Raw genomic sequence first — 18,445 nt, 5'->3', positions numbered from 1 at the left:
CGCTTGATAAGTGCTATTTTAAAGTGTGAATTTTGACACAAATAGGCTGAAATTTTTTTCATTTATTTTTTAAAACATGTTTTGGCTCGTATTAAAGGCTTAATTTTTACGTAGCTGTTACATTTAAGTATTAACTCTAGCTTTTCTTAAAAAGGCTATTCAGAGTATAAGGAGCATGAGTGACCACAAAATTAGCAGGCTATTATCAACAAGCCTATGCATCTGAATCAAAACACTTTAATCAATGTTTTTATTGTGGTTGTGAAGCAACTGAGCGAGATTTTTGTCCGCCACTGCATATGCTACAAAGCATTATAGATTTAGGCGAAGAGGCTGAATTTATATCAATTCCAGCATGTTATGAGTGCTTTGCATTACTGCATAACGAACGAGAGCTGACTATTGATGGGCGAGTTACAAAGCTTAAAAAGAAACTTTCAACAAAGTATGCAAAAGCGCTGAGAATTTATCACATGTGGCATGAGAGTGAACTCCACGATATGAGTGATGAGTTTGTGCACAGTATTAAAGCAGGCATGAAGTTAGGTGCAGAGGCAGCAGAGCGAGTAGCATTTCAAGGTTATAGCTATGCAACTGAAGATGCCAGTGTCACTATTCGTGAGAAGCGTGCCGAATTTGATGTGCAAGGCAAAGTTTTTTATGACTTTAAAGACGCGCTTAATTATTGCATTAATGATTTACAAGTCGACAGAACAGAATTCTATAAGCTGGTGGTGGAAGATTATAATGGCGATTTTAACCGTGCATTGAGTCAATACCGCCATCGACACGAAAAAGTAACCGCAGCTAACGATGCTGATTCACTGATTAAAAGTTTTGCCAAGCAGCATAAGCAAAACTCAGACTTTGTAACTCGCACTGTGAAACATTTTATCAACAAAGATCCGAGCTTAACGACCGAAGGTGCGTTAGAGCAGCTATATAACAACTACATAAAGAAATAGTGCTCTGTGAGGCTGGTTGTTCGTCTTGAATATTGGTGACTGGCCTCGTTTACTCGCATTAGAATTAACAATTAGTTAAAGTAATTAAATAATAAAAAAGAGGAACGTAAGAATGCAAAAATTTGCACCATCCTTGTTGGTTATGGCGCTTGGTGTCGCGTTAGCGGGATGCCAAGACAATGGCCCACAAGATCCAAAAGTCTCGATTAACAAAAAACCATACCCAAGCACTTATCAGCCACTTGCATCACAAAGTACGTTAATCACTAATGCCACTGTTTTAACCGGCACTGGTGAGCGTTTAGATGACGCAGATGTATTCTTTGTTGATGGCAAAGTACAACAAGTAGGTAAAGACCTTTCTGTACAAGCTGATAAAACAATTGATGCAGAAGGTAAATGGGTAACACCGGGTATTATTGACGTCCATTCACATTTAGGTGCATACCCAACTCCATCAGTGGCATCTCACCAAGATGGTAATGAAATGACCAGCCCTGTGACTGCAGAAGTATGGGTTGAGCATTCAGTATGGCCACAAGATCCTGGCTTTAACCGTGCTCGTGAAGGCGGTATTACGTCATTACAAATTCTACCAGGTTCAGCAAACTTAATTGGTGGCCGCGGTGTAACACTTAAAAACATTCCTTCGCACACGATGCAGGGTATGAAATTTCCTGAAGCACCGTATGGTTTAAAAATGGCATGTGGTGAAAACCCTAAACGTGTTTATGGCCGTAAAGGTGTTTTACCATCAACGCGTATGGGTAACATGGCGGGCTATCGCACAGCGTGGATTGAAGCGACTGAGTACAAACGCGAGTGGGATAAATACGAAAGTGATTATGCCGCGGGTAAAAACCCTGCAGTACCTCATCGCGACATTAAGCTAGATACACTAGCTGGTGTGTTAGAAGGTGACATTTTAATCCATAACCACTGTTATAAAGCAGAAGAAATGGCCATGATGATCGACCTTGGTAAAGAGTTCGGCTATCACTCAGGTACTTTCCATCACGGTGTTGAAGCATACAAAATTGCTGATTTACTTGCTGAGAACGGTAACTGTGCGGCACTTTGGCCAGATTGGTGGGGCTTTAAAATGGAAGCCTACGACATGGTTCAAGAGAACGTAGCAATTGTAGATGCTGTTAAAAATTCATGTGCCGTTGTTCACTCTGATTCAGATACAACTATCCAACGCTTAAACCAAGAAGCCGGTAAAGTTATGTATCGCGCGAATGATGTGGGCTATGACATCTCTGAGCAACACGCAATCAAGTGGATCACTTCAAACGCGGCTAAATCGCTAGGTATTGATGATAAAACAGGTTCACTTGAAGCAGGTAAGCAAGCTGATGTGGTTATTTGGAACCAAAACCCATTCAGTGTTTATGCGAAAGCTGAACAAGTATTTATCGATGGTGCCAAAGTTTATGATCGTAACGATGATAAATACCAAGCACAAAGTGATTTCATGCTAGGTCAAAAATAGGAGTAACATTGATGACAAAATTAACTAAATCATTAAAGCTGTCACTTGTTGCTGCTGGCTTATTTTCTGCGACAGCAAGTGCTGCATCGGTAGCGATTGTAAATGCAACACTACACACTTCAACAGAGCAAGGCGTACTTGAAGGCGCAAGCATTGTTATTGAAGATGGCAAAATTGTTGCTATTAACCCAGCATCTATCAACGCGGATACAACCATTGATGCAAAAGGCCAAATCGTGACTGCTGGCTTTATTGGCACTATGAACCAATTAGGCTTAGTCGAAGTGGGTGCTGTTGCAGGGTCGCGCGATGGTGGTGACGACAAAGCGGGGATTGATTTTGATCCAAGCCTTGCATTCAACCCACGCAGTAGCTTAATTCCTTATGCACGCAAAGGCGGCATTACACAAGACGTAATTGTACCAAACGGCGGTGACAGTATCTTTGCGGGTCTTGCATCTGTAGTTGATCTATCAGGTAGCTTTGAAAGCGTAAATAAAAAGCAAGTTGCACTTGTTGTTCATTTAGGTGAAAAGAGTAAAGGCTCACGTGCTATGTCGATGAAAACACTTATCGACAAGCTTGAAGGCGAAAAGTCAGCTAAAAAAGATGACAAAAAAGAGCCATCAACAGAGCAAAAAGTGCTAGCAGCTGTGCTTGCGGGTGATATGCCACTGATTGCGAGTGTTCAACGCGCATCAGACATCTATGAGCTTGTTAAGTTAAAAGAAACCTATGGCATCAATTTAGTGATTCATGGCGGTGATGATGCTGTTGTGGTTGCGGATGCTCTAGCTAAAGCGGATGTTCCTGTGATCATTAGCTCTATGGCTAACTTACCGGGTAGCTTTGACTCATTACATGCAAACCTTGCTAACGCAGGTAAGCTTGAAAAAGCTGGTGTAAAAGTCATTATTGGTGTTGCTGGTGACTCAAGCCACAATGTATACCAATTACGTTTTGATGCAGGTAATGCTGTGTCATACGGTATGAGCCAACAAGGTGCACTTAGCGCAGTAACCAGCAATATTGCTGATGTTTTTGGTTTAAACTCAGGCGCAATTGCCAAAGGTAAACGTGCAAACCTAGTTATGTGGTCTGCAGATCCATTTGAGCTTAACTCACACGTAAGCAAAATGTGGATCAACGGTGAAGAGGTTTCAACCGAAGCGCGTCAAGATAAACTACGCGATCGTTATACAACTGATTCAGCGATGCCACGCGCTTATACAAAATAAGCGTTAATGCATACGAAAAGGCCGCAAATTTGCGGCCTTTTTTAATACATATTTTCAAAGTAAAAACTAAAAAATTAGATTGCTTAGTTTATAAAGGCTAAGGCCAAATATAAGCAGTATTACTGGCACAATCACAAGGTTAAGTAAAAGCGAATTAGTGTAGCCTTTCATCACCGATTTTTGATTTACCAACCAAACAAGGTAACAGGTTACAATTGGCAGTAATAAACCATTGGCAGCTTGCGCAAAGATGATAACCGCAACCGGATCAAGCCCAAGCGATGCGACCAGTGCACCGAAAACAAGGATAGTGATAGCAACCAGTTTAAAACGTGTATCCCTCATTTGTGTTGACCAACCAAGCATGCCGCATACAGCGTAAGCACCCGCAAGAGGTGCAGTTATTGCGCTAGTAAGCCCGGCAGCACATAAACCGATAGCAAAGAAATAATGAGCCATACCACCTAGAAGTGGCTCAAGCTGCACAGCCATATTGGCCGCTGAAATTTTACCTGCATCAGTACCGTAAAATGCCACAGAGGCTGTTGATAAGATAGCTAACGTGATTATGCCACCTAAAGTTATCGAAATACCGGTATCAAGGTTTGTTTCTTTGATTACTTTGTCGATATTTTTTGAACTATCGTGTTTTTCTGCAAGTACCCCAGAGTGTAAAAACAGGTTGTAGGGCACAATTGTCGTGCCTATCAAGGCAAGTACCGTGGTAATTGAATTATCAGGTAAGCTAGGTATAAATCCTTTTAGCACTTCACCAAGTGGCGGAGCTGCCATCACCAGCGTTGAAATAAATACTAAACTCATCAACACCACTAAAACAATTAACGCACCCTCAATGACTTTATGTTTGCCACTGTACAAAAGAACTGCACTTAAAACTGCAATAAGGGGAGTCCAGAGTAATGGGTTTACAGAAGGTAGTATTTCTTGCAGTCCTAAACTGGCACCAGTCAGATTACCAGCTTCATAAGCTGCACTGCCAATGCCAATCGCACTTATTACTAATATTACAGCCAGGGCTTTAAAAATCGGTGTTTGAATGGTGCTTCTAAGTGCTGAGGCTAAATCTAGCCCTGTAGCCACACCAAGACGAGCTGCCATAGATTGCAGCAAAATAGTCGCTATGACAGAGAACAATAAAGTCCAAATAAGAGCAAAGCCAAAATTAGCACCAGCAACACTTGCCGTGGTGATGGTACCTGGGCCAATAAAAGCAGCGGTGACAAGAAGTCCGGGTCCTAAACGCATGATAAAACCTTTTATTATTATTTTTAGTACATTAACTGATAGATAAAACAGCTATCGTTATATAAAACAGATCTTAAGATTATAGAGAGTCGAAGCAAGGGTAAAGTAAAAGAGGTGAGTTGCGTTAAGTTCACGTGTTTACCAAATATCAATCCACTCTGTAAATTTTATACAAAGTAGGTAGCAGTGGCACAGCATACATAGTTTTTAATATATAGATAATTATTTAAAATCAGTAAGTTACTTTAGTTTTTTGGTTTGGTTGGTTTTTTGCAAGGAATAGGCATTCATGTTGTTATACAAAAGGAAATGAAAATGCCTGAACTTACTTTTTCAGCTTATGCGGCTGTGTATGTTTATCTAATTATGCTGACTATTCAGTGGATAGTTGCAGCTGTCACAAAAGCCAAACAACCCAATGCGGTGCCTGGTAAACTCGATAATTCATTAAGTCATGACAGCTTTGTGTTTCGTTCACATCGCACTTTTATGAATACCTTAGAAAATAGTCCGTTATTTTTAGGTACCGTATTTCTGGGATTCTTTTTAAACTTGAACAGCAGCACATTTGCACTGTGTATATGGGTGTATGTGATTGCAAGGATCATTCATATGCTGCTGTATTATGGTGTGGCTACTGAGAAGAATCCAAGCCCACGCAGCTATTTCTTTTTAATCGCTGCTTTGGCAAATATTGTGATGCTCGTTCTGATTGGTTTACGTTTGATTTAAACAGCATTGCTAACATATAAAAAAGGCATTGAAAGAATACTCATTCAATGCCTTTTTTAATAGTGAAAACCTAGCTACTCAACGCCGATAAAGCCACCGGTCTGATGTGACCACAGGGCAGCATAGATGCCACCTTGTGCGATTAATTGCTCATGAGAGCCTTGTTCTACCACGCCACCTTCATCAAGCACAATGAGCCTATCCATTTGCGCAATAGTTGATAAACGGTGTGCAATGGCAATTACAGTTTTGCCAGTCATTAAATCGTCTAGGCTGGTTTGAATCGCGGCTTCAACTTCAGAATCAAGAGCACTGGTTGCTTCATCCAATATAAGAATTGGCGCATCTTTTAGAAGGACTCGTGCAATAGCAATACGTTGACGTTGACCACCAGAAAGCTTCACACCGCGTTCACCAACTTGTGCGGCAAAGCCTTTATTGCCTTTGCTGTCTTCAAGGTCTTCGATGAACTCAATTGCTTCTGCTTGCTTTGCGGCCGCAAGCATTTCATCTACAGTTGCATCGGGTCTACCATAAAGAATGTTATCTTTTACTGAGCGGTGTAACAGTGAGGTATCTTGCGTCACCATCGCAATGTGCTTACGTAAGCTTTCTTGGCTTACCTCAGCGATGTTTTGACCATCAATACGAATTGTGCCCGAGTCAACATCATAGAAACGCAGTAATAAATTCACTAAGGTAGATTTACCCGCGCCAGAGCGACCCACTAAACCTATTTTTTCACCCGGTTTGATGTCTAGATTTAAACCATTGATAACAGGGCCGCGGTGGGTTTCGTTGGCAGCTTTACCATAGTTAAATTGCACATTATCAAAGCTTATCGACCCTTCATTAACAGTAAGAGTGCTTGCGTTTTCTTTATCATCAACTTCAATCGGCGTTGATAGGGTTTTCATACCATCAGCAACAGTACCAATGTTTTCAAATAGGCTACTGATCTCCCACATGATCCATTGTGCCATACCGTTTAATCTCAGCGATAAACTCACCGAAATGGCGATAGCACCAACACTGATGGCGCTAATTGACCATAGATATAAAGAGAGGGCAGCAATACTAAATACCAATAAGTAATTTAGCGTGTTGATAGAGAAGTTTAAGCTAGTAACTAGGCGCATTTGCTTATATACCGGCTGTAAAAACACATCCATGCTGTCTTTTGCATATTGTTCTTCTCGCTGTGTGTAGGAGAACAATTTGATAGTCGAAATGTTAGTGTAGCTATCAACTACACGTCCGGTCATTTCTGAGCGTGCATCAGCTTGCGAGCTGGCTACTTTCTTGAGCTTAGGTACAAAATACATTTGAATAGCGGCGTATAAAACCAGCCAAATCAATAATGGCAACATTAAGCGCCAGTCAGATTCTGCGACCAAAAACACCATGGCGCCAAAGTAGACCACGATATACATTAGAACATCGAGCAATTTCATCACTGATTCACGAACAGCTAATGAGGTTTGCATTACTTTTGTCGCAATACGGCCTGCAAATTCGTTTTGATAAAAACTAACACTCTGACGAAGCAAATAACGGTGTGCTAACCAACGGATAGACATAGGATAGTTGCCAAGGAGCGCTTGATGTAACACCGCTGAGTGAAAGAACACGACAATAGGTAACACCACCAGCAACATAATCGCCATTTTTGTAAGTTCAGCCTGCTGCTCTACAAACAAGGTATCTGGGGTATATTCGCCAAGCCAATCGACCAGTTGCCCCATGTAACTAAATAGCGATACTTCTAAAATAGCGAGCGCTGCGGCACTCAAAGACATAAATAGCAGTGATAGTTCCATGCCACGGGTATAATGACGGCAAAAAGCAAATAAGCTATTAGGTGGCTGAGAGGGTTGCTCTTTAGGAAACGGATTAGTCATCCGCTCAAATAAACGATACATAGACGACGCTTTTTAAAAATCAAAGTAGCCTTACTATACCATTTGAGTGGTTTTTTAGCAGTTCATTTAATTTAAAAACTAAGATTAAAATCTATCAACTATTCAGTTATTTACATCTAGTGTGAGAAATGAAAATATAATAAGAAAAAGGAATTAATGATGAAAAAGTTGCTTTATACGCTGTCCCTCGTTTTTAGTTTACCGCTTTGTGCCTACCAAACCGACACCCACATATTTAAGGGCAAAAAAACTGCCATCGAAAAACCCGTAACGGTGACATTACCTGACGGCTATCAAGACTCAAAAGAGTACAATGTTATCTATATATTACATGGCTACAGTGGCAATCACAGCGATTGGACTAAGCTGACAAACATTGAAAAACTGGCAGACCAATATGATGTCATCATTGTTAACCCTGATGGCAACTTCGGTTCGTGGTATCTCGATTCTGATATCGACAAAAGCTCGCAATACGAAACCTACATCGCAGACGATTTACTAAATTATATCGATTCTAAATATTCGACCAATCGGTCTAAAAGTGGCCGTGCAATCACTGGCTTATCAATGGGGGGCTTTGGTGCTTTGCACATTGCAATAAATCACCCAAACCTGTTTGCAGCAGTTTCAGGGATGTCTGCTGGGGTTGATGTTAGGCCCTTTAGTGCAGAGTTTGATCTTGCAAAAGTACTCGGCAGTTACGCTGAAAACAAAGAAAAATGGGATAGCATAGCCATTATTAATAACCTCCATAAAATTGCTGCAGGCAATACGGCATGGAAAAAGGGCGCTGATACCTTACCGATTATGCTTGATATAGGCGTTGATGACTTTTTTATTGAGCAAAACCGAGCGCTACACCAAGCGATGTTGAAAATGCGCATCCGCCATGACTATGTTGAACGTCCGGGCATTCATGACTGGCACTATTGGAATAAAGTGATTGCCTATCAATTTTTATTTTTAACCTCACATATGGCGCCATAAAAGATGTTTCAACGTATTCTTGTGTTAATTGCTATCGGCTTTTTTGGTTTTATTGGTTGGGTTATCTATCTTGCCAATACTGGGCAAAAGTCGGTGTTTTTCGAACTCGTTGCGGCAATTCCTTTCGGTGATAAGTTGGGGCATTTTTGCTTATTTGGACTACTTACGCTATTCATCAACCTCGCCTTTAAGTTTAAAACAATGAATATTGCTGGGCGGCCTATTTATTTAGCTGTGCTGATTGTAAGTACATTTGTGATTTTAGAAGAGCTAAGCCAGTATTTTGTCGAATCTCGGACGCTAGATTTTGTCGATTTAATCGCTGATTTTGTGGGTATTGCCGTTTTCAGTGCTTTTTCAGCTTGGCTTTGCAAAAAGTTATATCCAATTAAGGCTTAAACTTTCAGTGACTTGTTAGGTTTCGTCTATACTCAGTGTAGACCTAGCCTAAAAGTTGCGTATGAACATAGATACATCGGATTATTTGTCAGATATTATTGAGCTTCTACTCGATGCAGTATGTGTAGTTGATGCCAAAGGCACGTTACTTTTTACTAATCCTGCCTTTGAAACAATTTTCGGATACGCGCCAGAAGAAGCCATTAATAGAAAAATGTTGGACTTTGTTTATCCAGAAGACAGAGCCAAAACCATCAATGCCATTAATCAAATTGTGGTCAATGATCAGCACCCACGATTTGAAAACCGCTGGGTTAGAAAAGATGGCAGAATAGTGCATGTTTTATGGTCTGTTTATTGGTCTAAAGAAAAGCAAGTTAGAGTGGCTATTGCTTATGACATTACAGAGCAAAAAAAGCTCGAACAAAAACTGATTTATATGGCTGGGCACGACCCTCTGACCGATCTCCCCAACCGCAGTTTCTTAACCACCCAGCTTGAGGAATCATTGTCGATTGCGAACACCATTTCAACCGTGATTGCAGTTCTGTTTATCGATATTGATGGCTTTAAGCAAGTTAATGATATTCATGGTCATGGTGCTGGCGACAAGCTCTTAAAAACCATTGCTATGCGTATTCGTCATGTCTTAAAAAAAGAAGACAGTGTAGGGCGCTTAGGGGGCGATGAATTTGTGGTGATCCTCAATAGCATTAAACACAAAAAAGACGTCATCGAAATGGTTGACGAATTAATAACCGAGATTTGCCAACCCTTAATTTATAACGATGCAGAGCTTATTTACTCGCCAAGTATTGGTGCCGTATTGTTCCCCGAGCATTATGGTGACGCAGAATATCTCATTCAGTGTGCCGATAAAGCCATGTACAAAGCAAAGTATGAAGGGGGTAATCGTATGGTGTTTTACAATGATGGAATAAAGTTACCCGGCGCTAAAAACACAGGGTAATTTTCCTTAGACCACTGCTGGTATATGGTTTCAACCTAATAATTTGTTTTCTAACTCATAACTATTGCGCAAAGTGAAATATTAGTTAGCCTTGAATGATTCATTGAAGGAGTGAAACTATGTTTAAGCGTAAAAAAATAACAACAACGGGTGCTTTGTTTAGCTCATCGCTGTTATTGATCTCGGCAGCTCATGCCACAACACCTCAATATAAAGATCAACAAGCTTTGCATGATATTGCAAATGCCGTTTCTAAAGCACGTATAGAGCAAGATATTCAAACGCTGGTTGATTTTGGCACTCGCCATACTCTATCTGAGACGAAATCAAATACGCGTGGTATTGGAGCAGCAAGGCGTTGGATCAAGTCTGAGTTTGAGGCGATTTCTAAAGCCTGCGGTAACTGCCTAGAAATCATCGAAGTAAAAGACACTATTTCTGGTGAAAAGCGTATTCCAAACCCGGTTGAAGTTGTCAATGTTGTGGCTATTCAGCGCGGTCAAGTTGATGCGAACCGAATGGTTATGATGTCGGGTGATATTGACTCGAGAGTGTCTGATGTAATGGACTATACTTCAGATGCGCCAGGGGCTAACGATAATGCATCTGGTGTGGCTGGCGTGCTGGAATCGGCGCGTGTTTTATCAAAGTATAAATTTAATGGCTCAATTGTTTATGCAGCATTATCTGGTGAAGAGCAAGGCTTGTTTGGTGGTAAAATTTTAGCTAAATATGCACAACAGCATAACTGGCGTGTTCATGGTGTTTTAAACAACGACATGATTGGTAATTCAACCGGGATTAATGGGGTAACAGATAACACAACTGCACGTATCTTCTCTGAAGGTACACGCGTTATTGAAACCAAAGAGCAAGCCCATAAACGCCGTTTTACAGGCGGGGAAGTTGACTCTGCAAGTCGAAACCTAGCGCGTTACATAGATACAATTGCAGATCGCTACATTGAGAATTTGGATACCATGTTGGTATATCGACTCGATCGTTTTGGTCGAGGAGGGCATCACCGTCCATTTAATGATGTTGGCTTTGCAGCAGTGCGTATAATGGAAACCAACGAAAACTATAATCAACAGCATCAAGACTTGCGTACTGAAAATGGTATTACCTACGGCGACACCATTGACCATGTTGATTTTGCCTATGCGGCAAAGTTAACGTCACTTAATGCAGTGACAATGGCTTCAATGGCATGGGCTCCAGCGCCACCAACGGGCGTTAGTATTTCAGGTGCAGTAAAGCCAAGTACAACATTAGCGTGGCATAAAAGCGATGATCCAACGGTGGTCAGTTATAAAATCTATTGGCGTTACACGAGTGAGCCACAATGGCAATTTAGCCGCGATGTTGGCAATGTAACCGAAGCAACCCTTAAAAATGTTGTTATCGATAACTACTATTTTGGTGTTGCCGCTGTAAACAAAGACGGTATTGAATCACCGGTTGTATTTCCTGGCGATGTTGGCGCGTTTGAATGGCCAGACAAATCAACTAAATAGGAATTGTAAGGTCATAGCGGACACCTCCCAGTTCGCTATGAGCAGCTGTAATATGCCAGTTATGGGCTTCGACAATTTGTTTTACTATCGCAAGCCCAATTCCTGAGCCTGACTGTTTTACCGTTTTTAAGTCTGGCACTCTATAAAGATGGTCAAAAATCTTTGCTAAACTTTCATCGCTGACGCCAGGGGCTGAGTCTTCATAGCAGATTAAGAGCTGAGTTTGGTTTTGGCTAATCGTCAAATTTATCTTACCAGGGTGATTTGTGTACTTAAGCGAATTACTGATTAAGTTTGCAAATAACTGTGAAAGCCGTGTTGCATCGCACTCAAAGTTTAATTCATCAGCAACATTTTGTGAGAATCTCACTTCAAATTTATCAAGCTGTATCACCATATCTGTGTGCAAGCTTTGGAAATACTCAGCCGCATTAATTGTTGTTACGTTGAGCTGAAAGCTGCTTTGTTCTAAAAGTGAAATTTTATTTAAATCAGTGACTAAAGTTGCCATATCGGTGATTTTTTGGTTGAGTTTTTCGTATGTAAGCTCATTAAATTGAGTTAAGCCTGCTTGGAGCGTTTCAAGGTGTAAGCGCAACCCGGTTAATGGACCACTTAACTCGTGAGCAACTTGTGATAATAACTTACTACGTTGACTGATTTGTTTATCGAGATAATTTCGGCGCTGTTCAATAAGCTGTTTTCTCTGTCTTATTCTTAATAAAGCAATGCCCATTACAGCTAAAAGCAGGCTAAATAATAAAATGCTATATAAGATAGTTTGGCGCTGTGAGGCAATTGCTTGGCTTTTTTCATTATCTTGGAGTTTTAAATCTTGAATGGCCAAATCACGGTCGCGCATGGCAATGGAATTTTGCAGCTCCGCTAAACGTTGATTGTAGTTGTTGCGGGCAAAGCCTTTTTCAAGCTCTGTAATAGCACGTTGATACGACAATGCCTGTTTGTAATCAGATTGTTGTTCTGCCACAGTGATCAAATGTTTTAGGGCTGTGATTTGCTTTTGCAGCTTATTTTTTTGGTTGCTTAACTTGTAGGCTTGCTCAGCAAAATGTTTAGCTTGTTCGTGCTCATTAGAGCCAATGTATAGCTTTGCTAATGTAAGTAGTACATCTATATATAAGTGATCGTCTTGTTTGAGTTCAGTGATCACTTGTTTTTCTATGGTTAATGCCTGAGTTGCTTTATCGATTTCGAGCAAATTTATCGCAATATTATGATTTGCCCAGGCTGTATTTCGTGCGCTGTTATAACTTGCGAACACCTGTTGAGCCTCTTGTGCGTATTCAAGTGCTACATTGTAGTTTTTTAGCCCATATTCGCATTGGGATAGTTTAACTAAACTATGTCCGATATCAGAAAGTGAGCCCGTTTGCCTATCAAAACTAAGGGCTGTAATAAACTCGCTCTTTGCTTTTTCGTATTGTTCTAAATCTAAATAACTTTGAGCAATTGAATAACTAATGCCGGCTTGTAACGAGATAGACGGCGACATCTGTTGAATAACTTCACGGCGTTTTAGCTTATATTCGAGTGCAAGCGTTAAGCGGTCTAACTGTTCAAGATTACGCGAATAACCATGATAGAGCATTTCTTTTTGCTTTAAGGTTAATTCGCGATTGTTGTCGTGAATATAAACTTCAAGTAAGTTTAAGGCTGCTTGATACTCGCCAGCATTATGATAAGCACTGACAAGACTCGCCACGGCATCAATTTCATAATGGGTAAGTTGTAAGCGCTGAAATAGGGCGACATTTTGTTGCGATAAATAAATTGCGGTTTCTAAGTCACTTTTTCTATATGCCAACCGCGCTTTCGCTAGATACAACTCGCTGTAAATGGGGGAGTCTTTTTTGTATTTTGGGCCCGCTTCAAGTTCATCAATGATAGTTTGCGCTTGTTGAAATTGGCCGAGGTGTATGTGAACGTGAATTAATCTAACGTTATAACTTACTTGTTCTGCAAGGCTGGCAGACTCAATAAGCTTTTTATCGATGGCTTTTAAATAGTCATATCGTTTTTGGTAGTCACTGATTGTTCTGGCTTCATCAATGTTTTGTTGCAGTGTTGATGCAAAAGCACTGTTCATTGATAAGGCAAAGTACAGAATTACAGAGGCTTTAAGTTTCATAGTGGGGTTTATTATTATTTTTATTCCTAACTAGTCTAGCATGCCATTCTTTTAAGTGGGAATGATTTGCTTTTATAGCTAAAAAGAATTGCATTATGCAACTATGCCTCTTGCATCTTGCAAATACTCAGTCTGATTTTTCATAACACCTTGTTATAGCGTGAGTTATATTATGGAATGGTTACTGCTTTGAGTAATAACACATCCACAGGAGAGTGTAATTATGAAAAGTAACATACCTGCTTACCTAATAACCGCACTTGCAACAGGCTTTGTAAGTGCTGCACCATTTGAACAGTGCCCGAGTAAAGCATTTTTGATTCAAGGTTCGCCTGCGCAAATGTTTGGCGTTGACCTAGTATCTGCCAAAACCACCGTGCTTGCAGCGTCAATGGATTTTACAACAGAGGCGAATAACGACAGCGTAAATGCGGTTGGCTTTAATTATCAAGACCAGTACATGTATGGCTTTAGCAAACAAGCCCCGAGAAGTGTTGTACGTATTGGTGATGATTATGTTTTACAACGTTTAATTGTTAATGGTCTACCAGATACCAATTTTTATGTTGGTGATATTCATGTGAATAGTGAAACTAATCAGGCGGTTTACTATTTATACCACCCTAAATTTGGTTTATTTGGCATTGATTTAACTGAAGAGGCCGATGAGTATCAGGCACAATTAGTTGCAGGCTCAGCGAACTGGAATTTAGCTATTTATGATTTTGCTTTTCATCCACATAGCAATCTTTTGTATGCAGTTGAGTCTAACGGCGACCTTTACGAAATCAACTTAGATAATCAGACACCCACTTTTATAGCAAACCTCGACATAGCCGGCGATACCGGTGCTAATGGTGCAGGTTACTTTGATGTGCAAGGTCAGTTTTATTTTAGTAATAACCGCAGCGGTAAAATCCATAAAGTAGATTTAAGCACCAGTCCTGTGGTTGGTTATACACCTACCGCAGCAGTTTTTACCTTAGGGCCAACATCGAATCAAAATGATGGTGCACGCTGTGCTATTGCGGAAGTAAAAGTCACTGATAACTCGATCGACTTTGGCGATGCACCTATGCCTTATAAAACAGCGCTTGCTGATAGTGGTGCTCGCCATCTGTTTGACCCTAATGAAGACCAATCAAATTTAGTTTATTTAGGAGCCGTTGTTGATGGTGAAAATATTAACACTCCGGCAGATTTACAGGCATCGCCCGTCGATAGCTCAGATGATGGTGTTAAATTTGTCACTGATTTTGTTGCAGGTTCTACCAGCCAGATAATTGTGACCGCTCCTAATGATAATGGTTATTTATATGCTTGGTTCGATTGGGATCAAAATTTCCAGTTTGATCCAGACGAAATCACAGTAAGTAAATACAGTTTAAATCAAGGTGATAACAGTGTGCTGGTTGATGTACCGAGTGATGCTGTGATGGGAGCAACATGGGCACGCTTTCGTGTAACCGATGGCAGCGAGGCTAACCCAATTACCGCAAGTGGTGGGGTAACAGGCGGCGAAGTCGAGGATTACCCGGTAACAACATATGGAAGTTTGGTATACCCAAGTGAGAATGGCTGGGTAACCCTTGCCTATGAAGATCAATGGCCTTTTGCTGGTGATTATGACTTTAACGATTTAGTTGTAAATTACCGTACTACATTGATTGATAAAGAAGGTCAGGCCATTGGTTACAAAATAGAAGGGGAGTTGGTTGGAATTGGTGCTGATTTTCATAATGGCTTTGCAGTTCGTTTGTATCAAACGATAGCCGATGATGTTGATAAACGAATATTAAGAAGTCAGATAGATACAAGTTCAATTAATTTAACGATAAATGGCGAAACACAATCACATTCTATATTAGAACAAGGGGTTGAAGATGCTATTTTCATTATCATGCCAGACACTTGGGCTTATGCAGATAAGCAGTCAAGTTGTAGTTATTTTAGAACTGAAACAGGCTGTGATACCAACAGCAAAGTTTCGTTTAGTTTAACCGTTTCACTTCAAAATGGAGTGACCACAATTGAAGCGCCAAAATATACTTTAGACCCATTTATTTTCGCAGCTCAAGATCACTACCATGGTGAGTTTTTAGTTGGACAAAACCCACGTGGTTGGGAAGTTCATATTAAGAATCAACAACCAACCGAAAAATTCAATTCACAATTATTTTCAATCACTGACTCTGATGATGCCAGTAATAGTGCTCAAAGTTATTATTTCCAAACTGAAACTGGTCTACCTTGGGCAATGGAGATTGGCAGTTCATGGGCGCATCCAAAAGAGAGTGTTGATATAACACATGCGTATAGTGACTTTAGAGCATTTGCTGAATCAGAGGGACGGGAAAAGCCGCTTTGGTTTAATAATGCAAAACTTGCAAATGTTATTCTACGAGGAGAATAGTCATGAAACATTATACTTTATTAATCATTAGCTTAATGTTATCTGCGTGTGGTGGCGGTGGTGAAGGTAGCTCTTCAACTGAAGCGGTAAGTACAACTGCTACACAGACACCCACCACAAGCACGCCGCCACCAGAGACAACACCTACTGACTCGAGTGTGGAAACAGAGACAATGGCTGACCTAACGATTGCTTCTCAATTTGATTTAAGTAGCAAGATAGAACTAAACATAGATGTTGATTTGAACATGGGTGATAGCAGAGCGTATTTAAATATCTGCTTGAAAGGCGATGATAATAAGGCTGATTACAATCAATGCTTATTGCGGGCACCTCTAAAACAAAGCAAATTAACGTCGACTGTGATGCTGGCAAATAGTGCTTTAGAGCTTGTGGCAGAAGTTTGGTTTTATGATTCTCAAAATGAACCACTGCGTTTTGAGTGGCAATATGATGGGGAGCAATCAGCGGTGTTCATTATTCGTTAAACATGAGTGATCGATATTATGTCTAAGTTAGTTTAATTCTAATAGACTGAATATTTTCAACAGCTTGAAAGAGGGTTTTGTAATGCAATATATCGAAGAGGTACTGCAATCAGTTAAAGAGTCTAATCCAAATGAGCCTGAGTTTTATCAAGCTGTTGAAGAAGTGCTTTCATCAATAAATCAGGTAGTAGAAGGTAACAGTGAATATCAACAGCAGGCAATTCTAGAGCGGTTAGTTGAGCCTGAAAGGCAAGTAATATTTAGGGTTCCTTGGCTTGATGATGACGGCAAAGTGCAAGTTAACCGTGGTTTTAGAATCGAATTTAGCTCAACTCTAGGCCCTTATAAAGGGGGCTTGAGGTTACACCCGAGTGTCAATAAAAGTGTGGTGAAATTTTTAGGCTTTGAGCAAGTTTTGAAGAATGCACTCACAGGGTTGCAATTAGGAGGCGCTAAAGGCGGTGCTGACTTTAACCCTAAAGGAAAAAGTGACAATGAAATTATGCGTTTTTGTCAGTCATATATGACTGAACTCTATCGTCACATAGGTGCTAACACAGATGTTCCTGCTGGTGATATTGGCGTTGGGGCGAGAGAAATTGGTTATCTATTTGGTCAATATAAACGGATCACTAATCAATTTGAAGGGGTACTAACTGGTAAGCCTGAGATTATGGGAGGGTCTTCACTGAGAACAGAAGCAACTGGCTATGGTGTTGCATATTTTTTAAGTGCCATGCTAGATGCTAAAGGCGATTCTTTAAGAGGCAAGCGATGCCTAGCTTCTGGTGCTGGTAATGTAGCATTGTATTTGATGGAAAAGCTTGACCAATACGATGCTGTTATTCTTAGCTGTAGTGATTCAAAAGGGACCTTGTATTGTAAAGATGGGCTTGATGTGGCTCTTGTAAAACACTTAAAAAATGAACGAGGTGCTGAGCTTAGGGATTATTTGAACGAGCACAAAGGTGCTGAGTTTACGCCTGTAAATCAATACCCTAGCGACGGACATCAAGTGTGGCGATATGAGGCAGATATTGCACTTCCTTGTGCAACTCAAAATGAAATTACCGAAAAAGATGCTGAAGCTTTGGTTGAAAATGGCTGCTCTGTTGTGTGCGAGGGTGCAAACATGCCGACCACAGCTGATGCGTTAAAAGTGTTTAAAGACAACGATGTATTTTTAGGGCCAAGTAAGGCTGCAAATGCTGGTGGAGTTGCTACCAGTCAATTTGAAATGGCTCAAAATGCCAGTATGCAAAAGTGGCGAGCTGAGCAAGTTGATGAGAAACTTCAGCAAGTTATGAAGTCTATTTTCGATACAATTTCAGCTACTGCCAAGCAGTACTCGAATGAACATGACTTGGTCCTTGGTGCGAATATAGCAGGGTTCGAACGAGTTGCAGATGCAATGTTAAAACAAGGAGTAGTGTAACGTTTCGAATAAAAGCGAATTAAAGAGACATACATTTTATAACAGACACCCACTTTTAGTAGTTTAAAGCTAGATAGCCACAGCTTTTGATTGAACTAATTTTGCATATAATGATGTTTAGTTTTTTTGTATTATTTAGATTTAAGGGTTGGTCATTTAGTTTTAGCTAAAGTTAATTTCAGAACGTAGACACTTTCTATTTATTTAAAACAGATGAATAAAAATAGTAAATGAAAAGTTTAAGTGTTTAGCAAAACAAAGCTTGGCTATTAGTTATTGAGCTTCTTCTCTTTCGTTTCATGTGTTTTGCATACTCAGTTATAGCTTGCTCTTTACCCGCTGTATTTTTAAACGAGCGGGTAAAGGAAGTGGTGAGTGTGAGCCAGTTTTCTGTACAAATATTTAATCTTTCAAGTATTGGTAACGCATTTTCTGGGATTTTCCCAGGCTTATTTTCTCGTATTGA

14 protein-coding genes and 1 pseudogene are annotated in these 18,445 nt (G+C 40.3%); 11 read left to right on the top strand and 4 right to left on the bottom strand.

Annotation, left to right across the window (positions count from 1 at the left end):
* The first annotated feature begins 179 nt into the window (after positions 1–179).
* From AN213_RS11110 to AN213_RS11100, 3 genes are all read left to right on the top strand, one after another.
* Entirely contained in the window at positions 180–965 is a 786-nt protein-coding gene (locus AN213_RS11110; RefSeq protein WP_055198647.1) for a hypothetical protein, read from the top strand.
* A 112-nt stretch (positions 966–1,077) separates the two neighbouring features.
* Positions 1,078–2,460, top strand: a complete 1,383-nt coding sequence (locus tag AN213_RS11105; protein WP_055198646.1) for an amidohydrolase — start codon at positions 1,078–1,080, stop codon at positions 2,458–2,460.
* 11 nt (positions 2,461–2,471) lie between these two features.
* The gene (locus tag AN213_RS11100; protein ID WP_054561391.1) at positions 2,472–3,698 is read left to right on the top strand and encodes an amidohydrolase family protein; all 1,227 of its coding nucleotides are present in this window, start codon (positions 2,472–2,474) and stop codon (positions 3,696–3,698) included.
* Between the two features lie 66 nt (positions 3,699–3,764).
* Here the strand turns inward: AN213_RS11100 and AN213_RS11095 are convergent, their stop codons facing one another.
* Positions 3,765–4,964 carry an Nramp family divalent metal transporter gene (locus tag AN213_RS11095; protein WP_055198645.1) on the bottom strand — a complete coding sequence of 400 codons (1,200 nt, stop codon included), beginning with the start codon at positions 4,962–4,964 and terminating at the stop codon, positions 3,765–3,767.
* Positions 4,965–5,279: 315 nt separating this feature from the next.
* Here AN213_RS11095 and AN213_RS11090 point away from each other — a divergent pair, with 315 nt between their 5' ends.
* Positions 5,280–5,696: an MAPEG family protein gene (locus tag AN213_RS11090; RefSeq protein WP_055198644.1), complete on the top strand. Its 417-nt coding sequence runs from the start codon at positions 5,280–5,282 to the stop codon at positions 5,694–5,696.
* A gap of 74 nt (positions 5,697–5,770) precedes the next feature.
* Here AN213_RS11090 and AN213_RS11085 read toward each other — a convergent pair whose 3' ends face one another.
* Positions 5,771–7,618 (bottom strand): ABC transporter ATP-binding protein, encoded by a 1,848-nt coding sequence (locus AN213_RS11085; RefSeq protein ID WP_055198643.1) that lies wholly within the window; start codon positions 7,616–7,618, stop codon positions 5,771–5,773.
* Positions 7,619–7,777: 159 nt separating this feature from the next.
* Between AN213_RS11085 and AN213_RS11080 the strand changes: the two genes are divergently transcribed.
* The 4 genes from AN213_RS11080 to AN213_RS11065 all read left to right on the top strand — a co-directional run bounded on the left by AN213_RS11080 (position 7,778) and on the right by AN213_RS11065 (position 11,494).
* Positions 7,778–8,608, top strand: coding sequence for an alpha/beta hydrolase family protein (locus AN213_RS11080; protein ID WP_055198642.1), 831 nt, complete (start codon positions 7,778–7,780; stop codon positions 8,606–8,608).
* Between the two features lie 3 nt (positions 8,609–8,611).
* On the top strand, positions 8,612–9,007 hold the full coding sequence (locus AN213_RS11075) for a VanZ family protein (protein ID WP_055198641.1): 396 nt from the start codon (positions 8,612–8,614) through the stop codon (positions 9,005–9,007).
* Positions 9,008–9,068: 61 nt separating this feature from the next.
* Positions 9,069–9,977, top strand: coding sequence for a GGDEF domain-containing protein (locus AN213_RS11070; RefSeq protein WP_054561397.1), 909 nt, complete (start codon positions 9,069–9,071; stop codon positions 9,975–9,977).
* A gap of 119 nt (positions 9,978–10,096) precedes the next feature.
* The gene (locus AN213_RS11065; RefSeq protein WP_055198640.1) at positions 10,097–11,494 is read left to right on the top strand and encodes a M28 family metallopeptidase; all 1,398 of its coding nucleotides are present in this window, start codon (positions 10,097–10,099) and stop codon (positions 11,492–11,494) included.
* On the opposite strand, the gene AN213_RS11060 is transcribed toward AN213_RS11065, so the two are convergent.
* On the bottom strand, positions 11,487–13,643 hold the full coding sequence (locus AN213_RS11060) for an ATP-binding protein (RefSeq protein WP_054561399.1): 2,157 nt from the start codon (positions 13,641–13,643) through the stop codon (positions 11,487–11,489). The two genes, AN213_RS11065 and AN213_RS11060, sit on opposite strands and share 8 nt — an antisense overlap.
* A 223-nt stretch (positions 13,644–13,866) precedes the next feature.
* On the opposite strand from AN213_RS11060, the gene AN213_RS11055 reads away from it, so the two are divergent.
* From AN213_RS11055 to gdhA, 3 genes are all read left to right on the top strand, one after another.
* Positions 13,867–16,056 (top strand): LruC domain-containing protein, encoded by a 2,190-nt coding sequence (locus tag AN213_RS11055; RefSeq protein WP_055198639.1) that lies wholly within the window; start codon positions 13,867–13,869, stop codon positions 16,054–16,056.
* Positions 16,057–16,058: 2 nt separating this feature from the next.
* Positions 16,059–16,544: a hypothetical protein gene (locus tag AN213_RS11050; protein ID WP_055198638.1), complete on the top strand. Its 486-nt coding sequence runs from the start codon at positions 16,059–16,061 to the stop codon at positions 16,542–16,544.
* An 82-nt stretch (positions 16,545–16,626) separates the two neighbouring features.
* Positions 16,627–17,979, top strand: a complete 1,353-nt coding sequence (gene gdhA / locus AN213_RS11045; RefSeq protein WP_055198637.1) for an NADP-specific glutamate dehydrogenase — start codon at positions 16,627–16,629, stop codon at positions 17,977–17,979.
* A gap of 247 nt (positions 17,980–18,226) precedes the next feature.
* On the opposite strand, the pseudogene AN213_RS20415 reads toward gdhA, so the two are convergent.
* A pseudogene (locus tag AN213_RS20415) lies at positions 18,227–18,445 on the bottom strand (transposase); the annotation flags it as partial.

Origin of the sequence: Pseudoalteromonas sp. P1-8, from assembly GCF_001399985.1 — a bacterium.
Taxonomy (GTDB): Bacteria; Pseudomonadota; Gammaproteobacteria; order Enterobacterales; family Alteromonadaceae; genus Pseudoalteromonas.
This window is presented reverse-complemented; position numbering and strand designations above follow the sequence as displayed.

Excerpts from the sequence above, each read along its gene's own strand:
- AN213_RS11105 (WP_055198646.1), top strand. The coding sequence starts at position 1,078 with ATGCAAAAATTTGCACCATCCTTGTTGGTTATGGCGCTTGGTGTCGCG.
- AN213_RS11100 (WP_054561391.1), top strand. The coding sequence starts at position 2,472 with ATGACAAAATTAACTAAATCATTAAAGCTGTCACTTGTTGCTGCTGGC.
- AN213_RS11095 (WP_055198645.1), bottom strand. The coding sequence starts at position 4,964 with ATGCGTTTAGGACCCGGACTTCTTGTCACCGCTGCTTTTATTGGCCCA.
- AN213_RS11090 (WP_055198644.1), top strand. The coding sequence starts at position 5,280 with ATGCCTGAACTTACTTTTTCAGCTTATGCGGCTGTGTATGTTTATCTA.
- AN213_RS11085 (WP_055198643.1), bottom strand. The coding sequence starts at position 7,618 with ATGTATCGTTTATTTGAGCGGATGACTAATCCGTTTCCTAAAGAGCAA.
- AN213_RS11080 (WP_055198642.1), top strand. The coding sequence starts at position 7,778 with ATGAAAAAGTTGCTTTATACGCTGTCCCTCGTTTTTAGTTTACCGCTT.
- AN213_RS11075 (WP_055198641.1), top strand. The coding sequence starts at position 8,612 with ATGTTTCAACGTATTCTTGTGTTAATTGCTATCGGCTTTTTTGGTTTT.
- AN213_RS11070 (WP_054561397.1), top strand. The coding sequence starts at position 9,069 with ATGAACATAGATACATCGGATTATTTGTCAGATATTATTGAGCTTCTA.
- AN213_RS11065 (WP_055198640.1), top strand. The coding sequence starts at position 10,097 with ATGTTTAAGCGTAAAAAAATAACAACAACGGGTGCTTTGTTTAGCTCA.
- AN213_RS11060 (WP_054561399.1), bottom strand. The coding sequence starts at position 13,643 with ATGAAACTTAAAGCCTCTGTAATTCTGTACTTTGCCTTATCAATGAAC.
- AN213_RS11055 (WP_055198639.1), top strand. The coding sequence starts at position 13,867 with ATGAAAAGTAACATACCTGCTTACCTAATAACCGCACTTGCAACAGGC.
- AN213_RS11050 (WP_055198638.1), top strand. The coding sequence starts at position 16,059 with ATGAAACATTATACTTTATTAATCATTAGCTTAATGTTATCTGCGTGT.
- gdhA (WP_055198637.1), top strand. The coding sequence starts at position 16,627 with ATGCAATATATCGAAGAGGTACTGCAATCAGTTAAAGAGTCTAATCCA.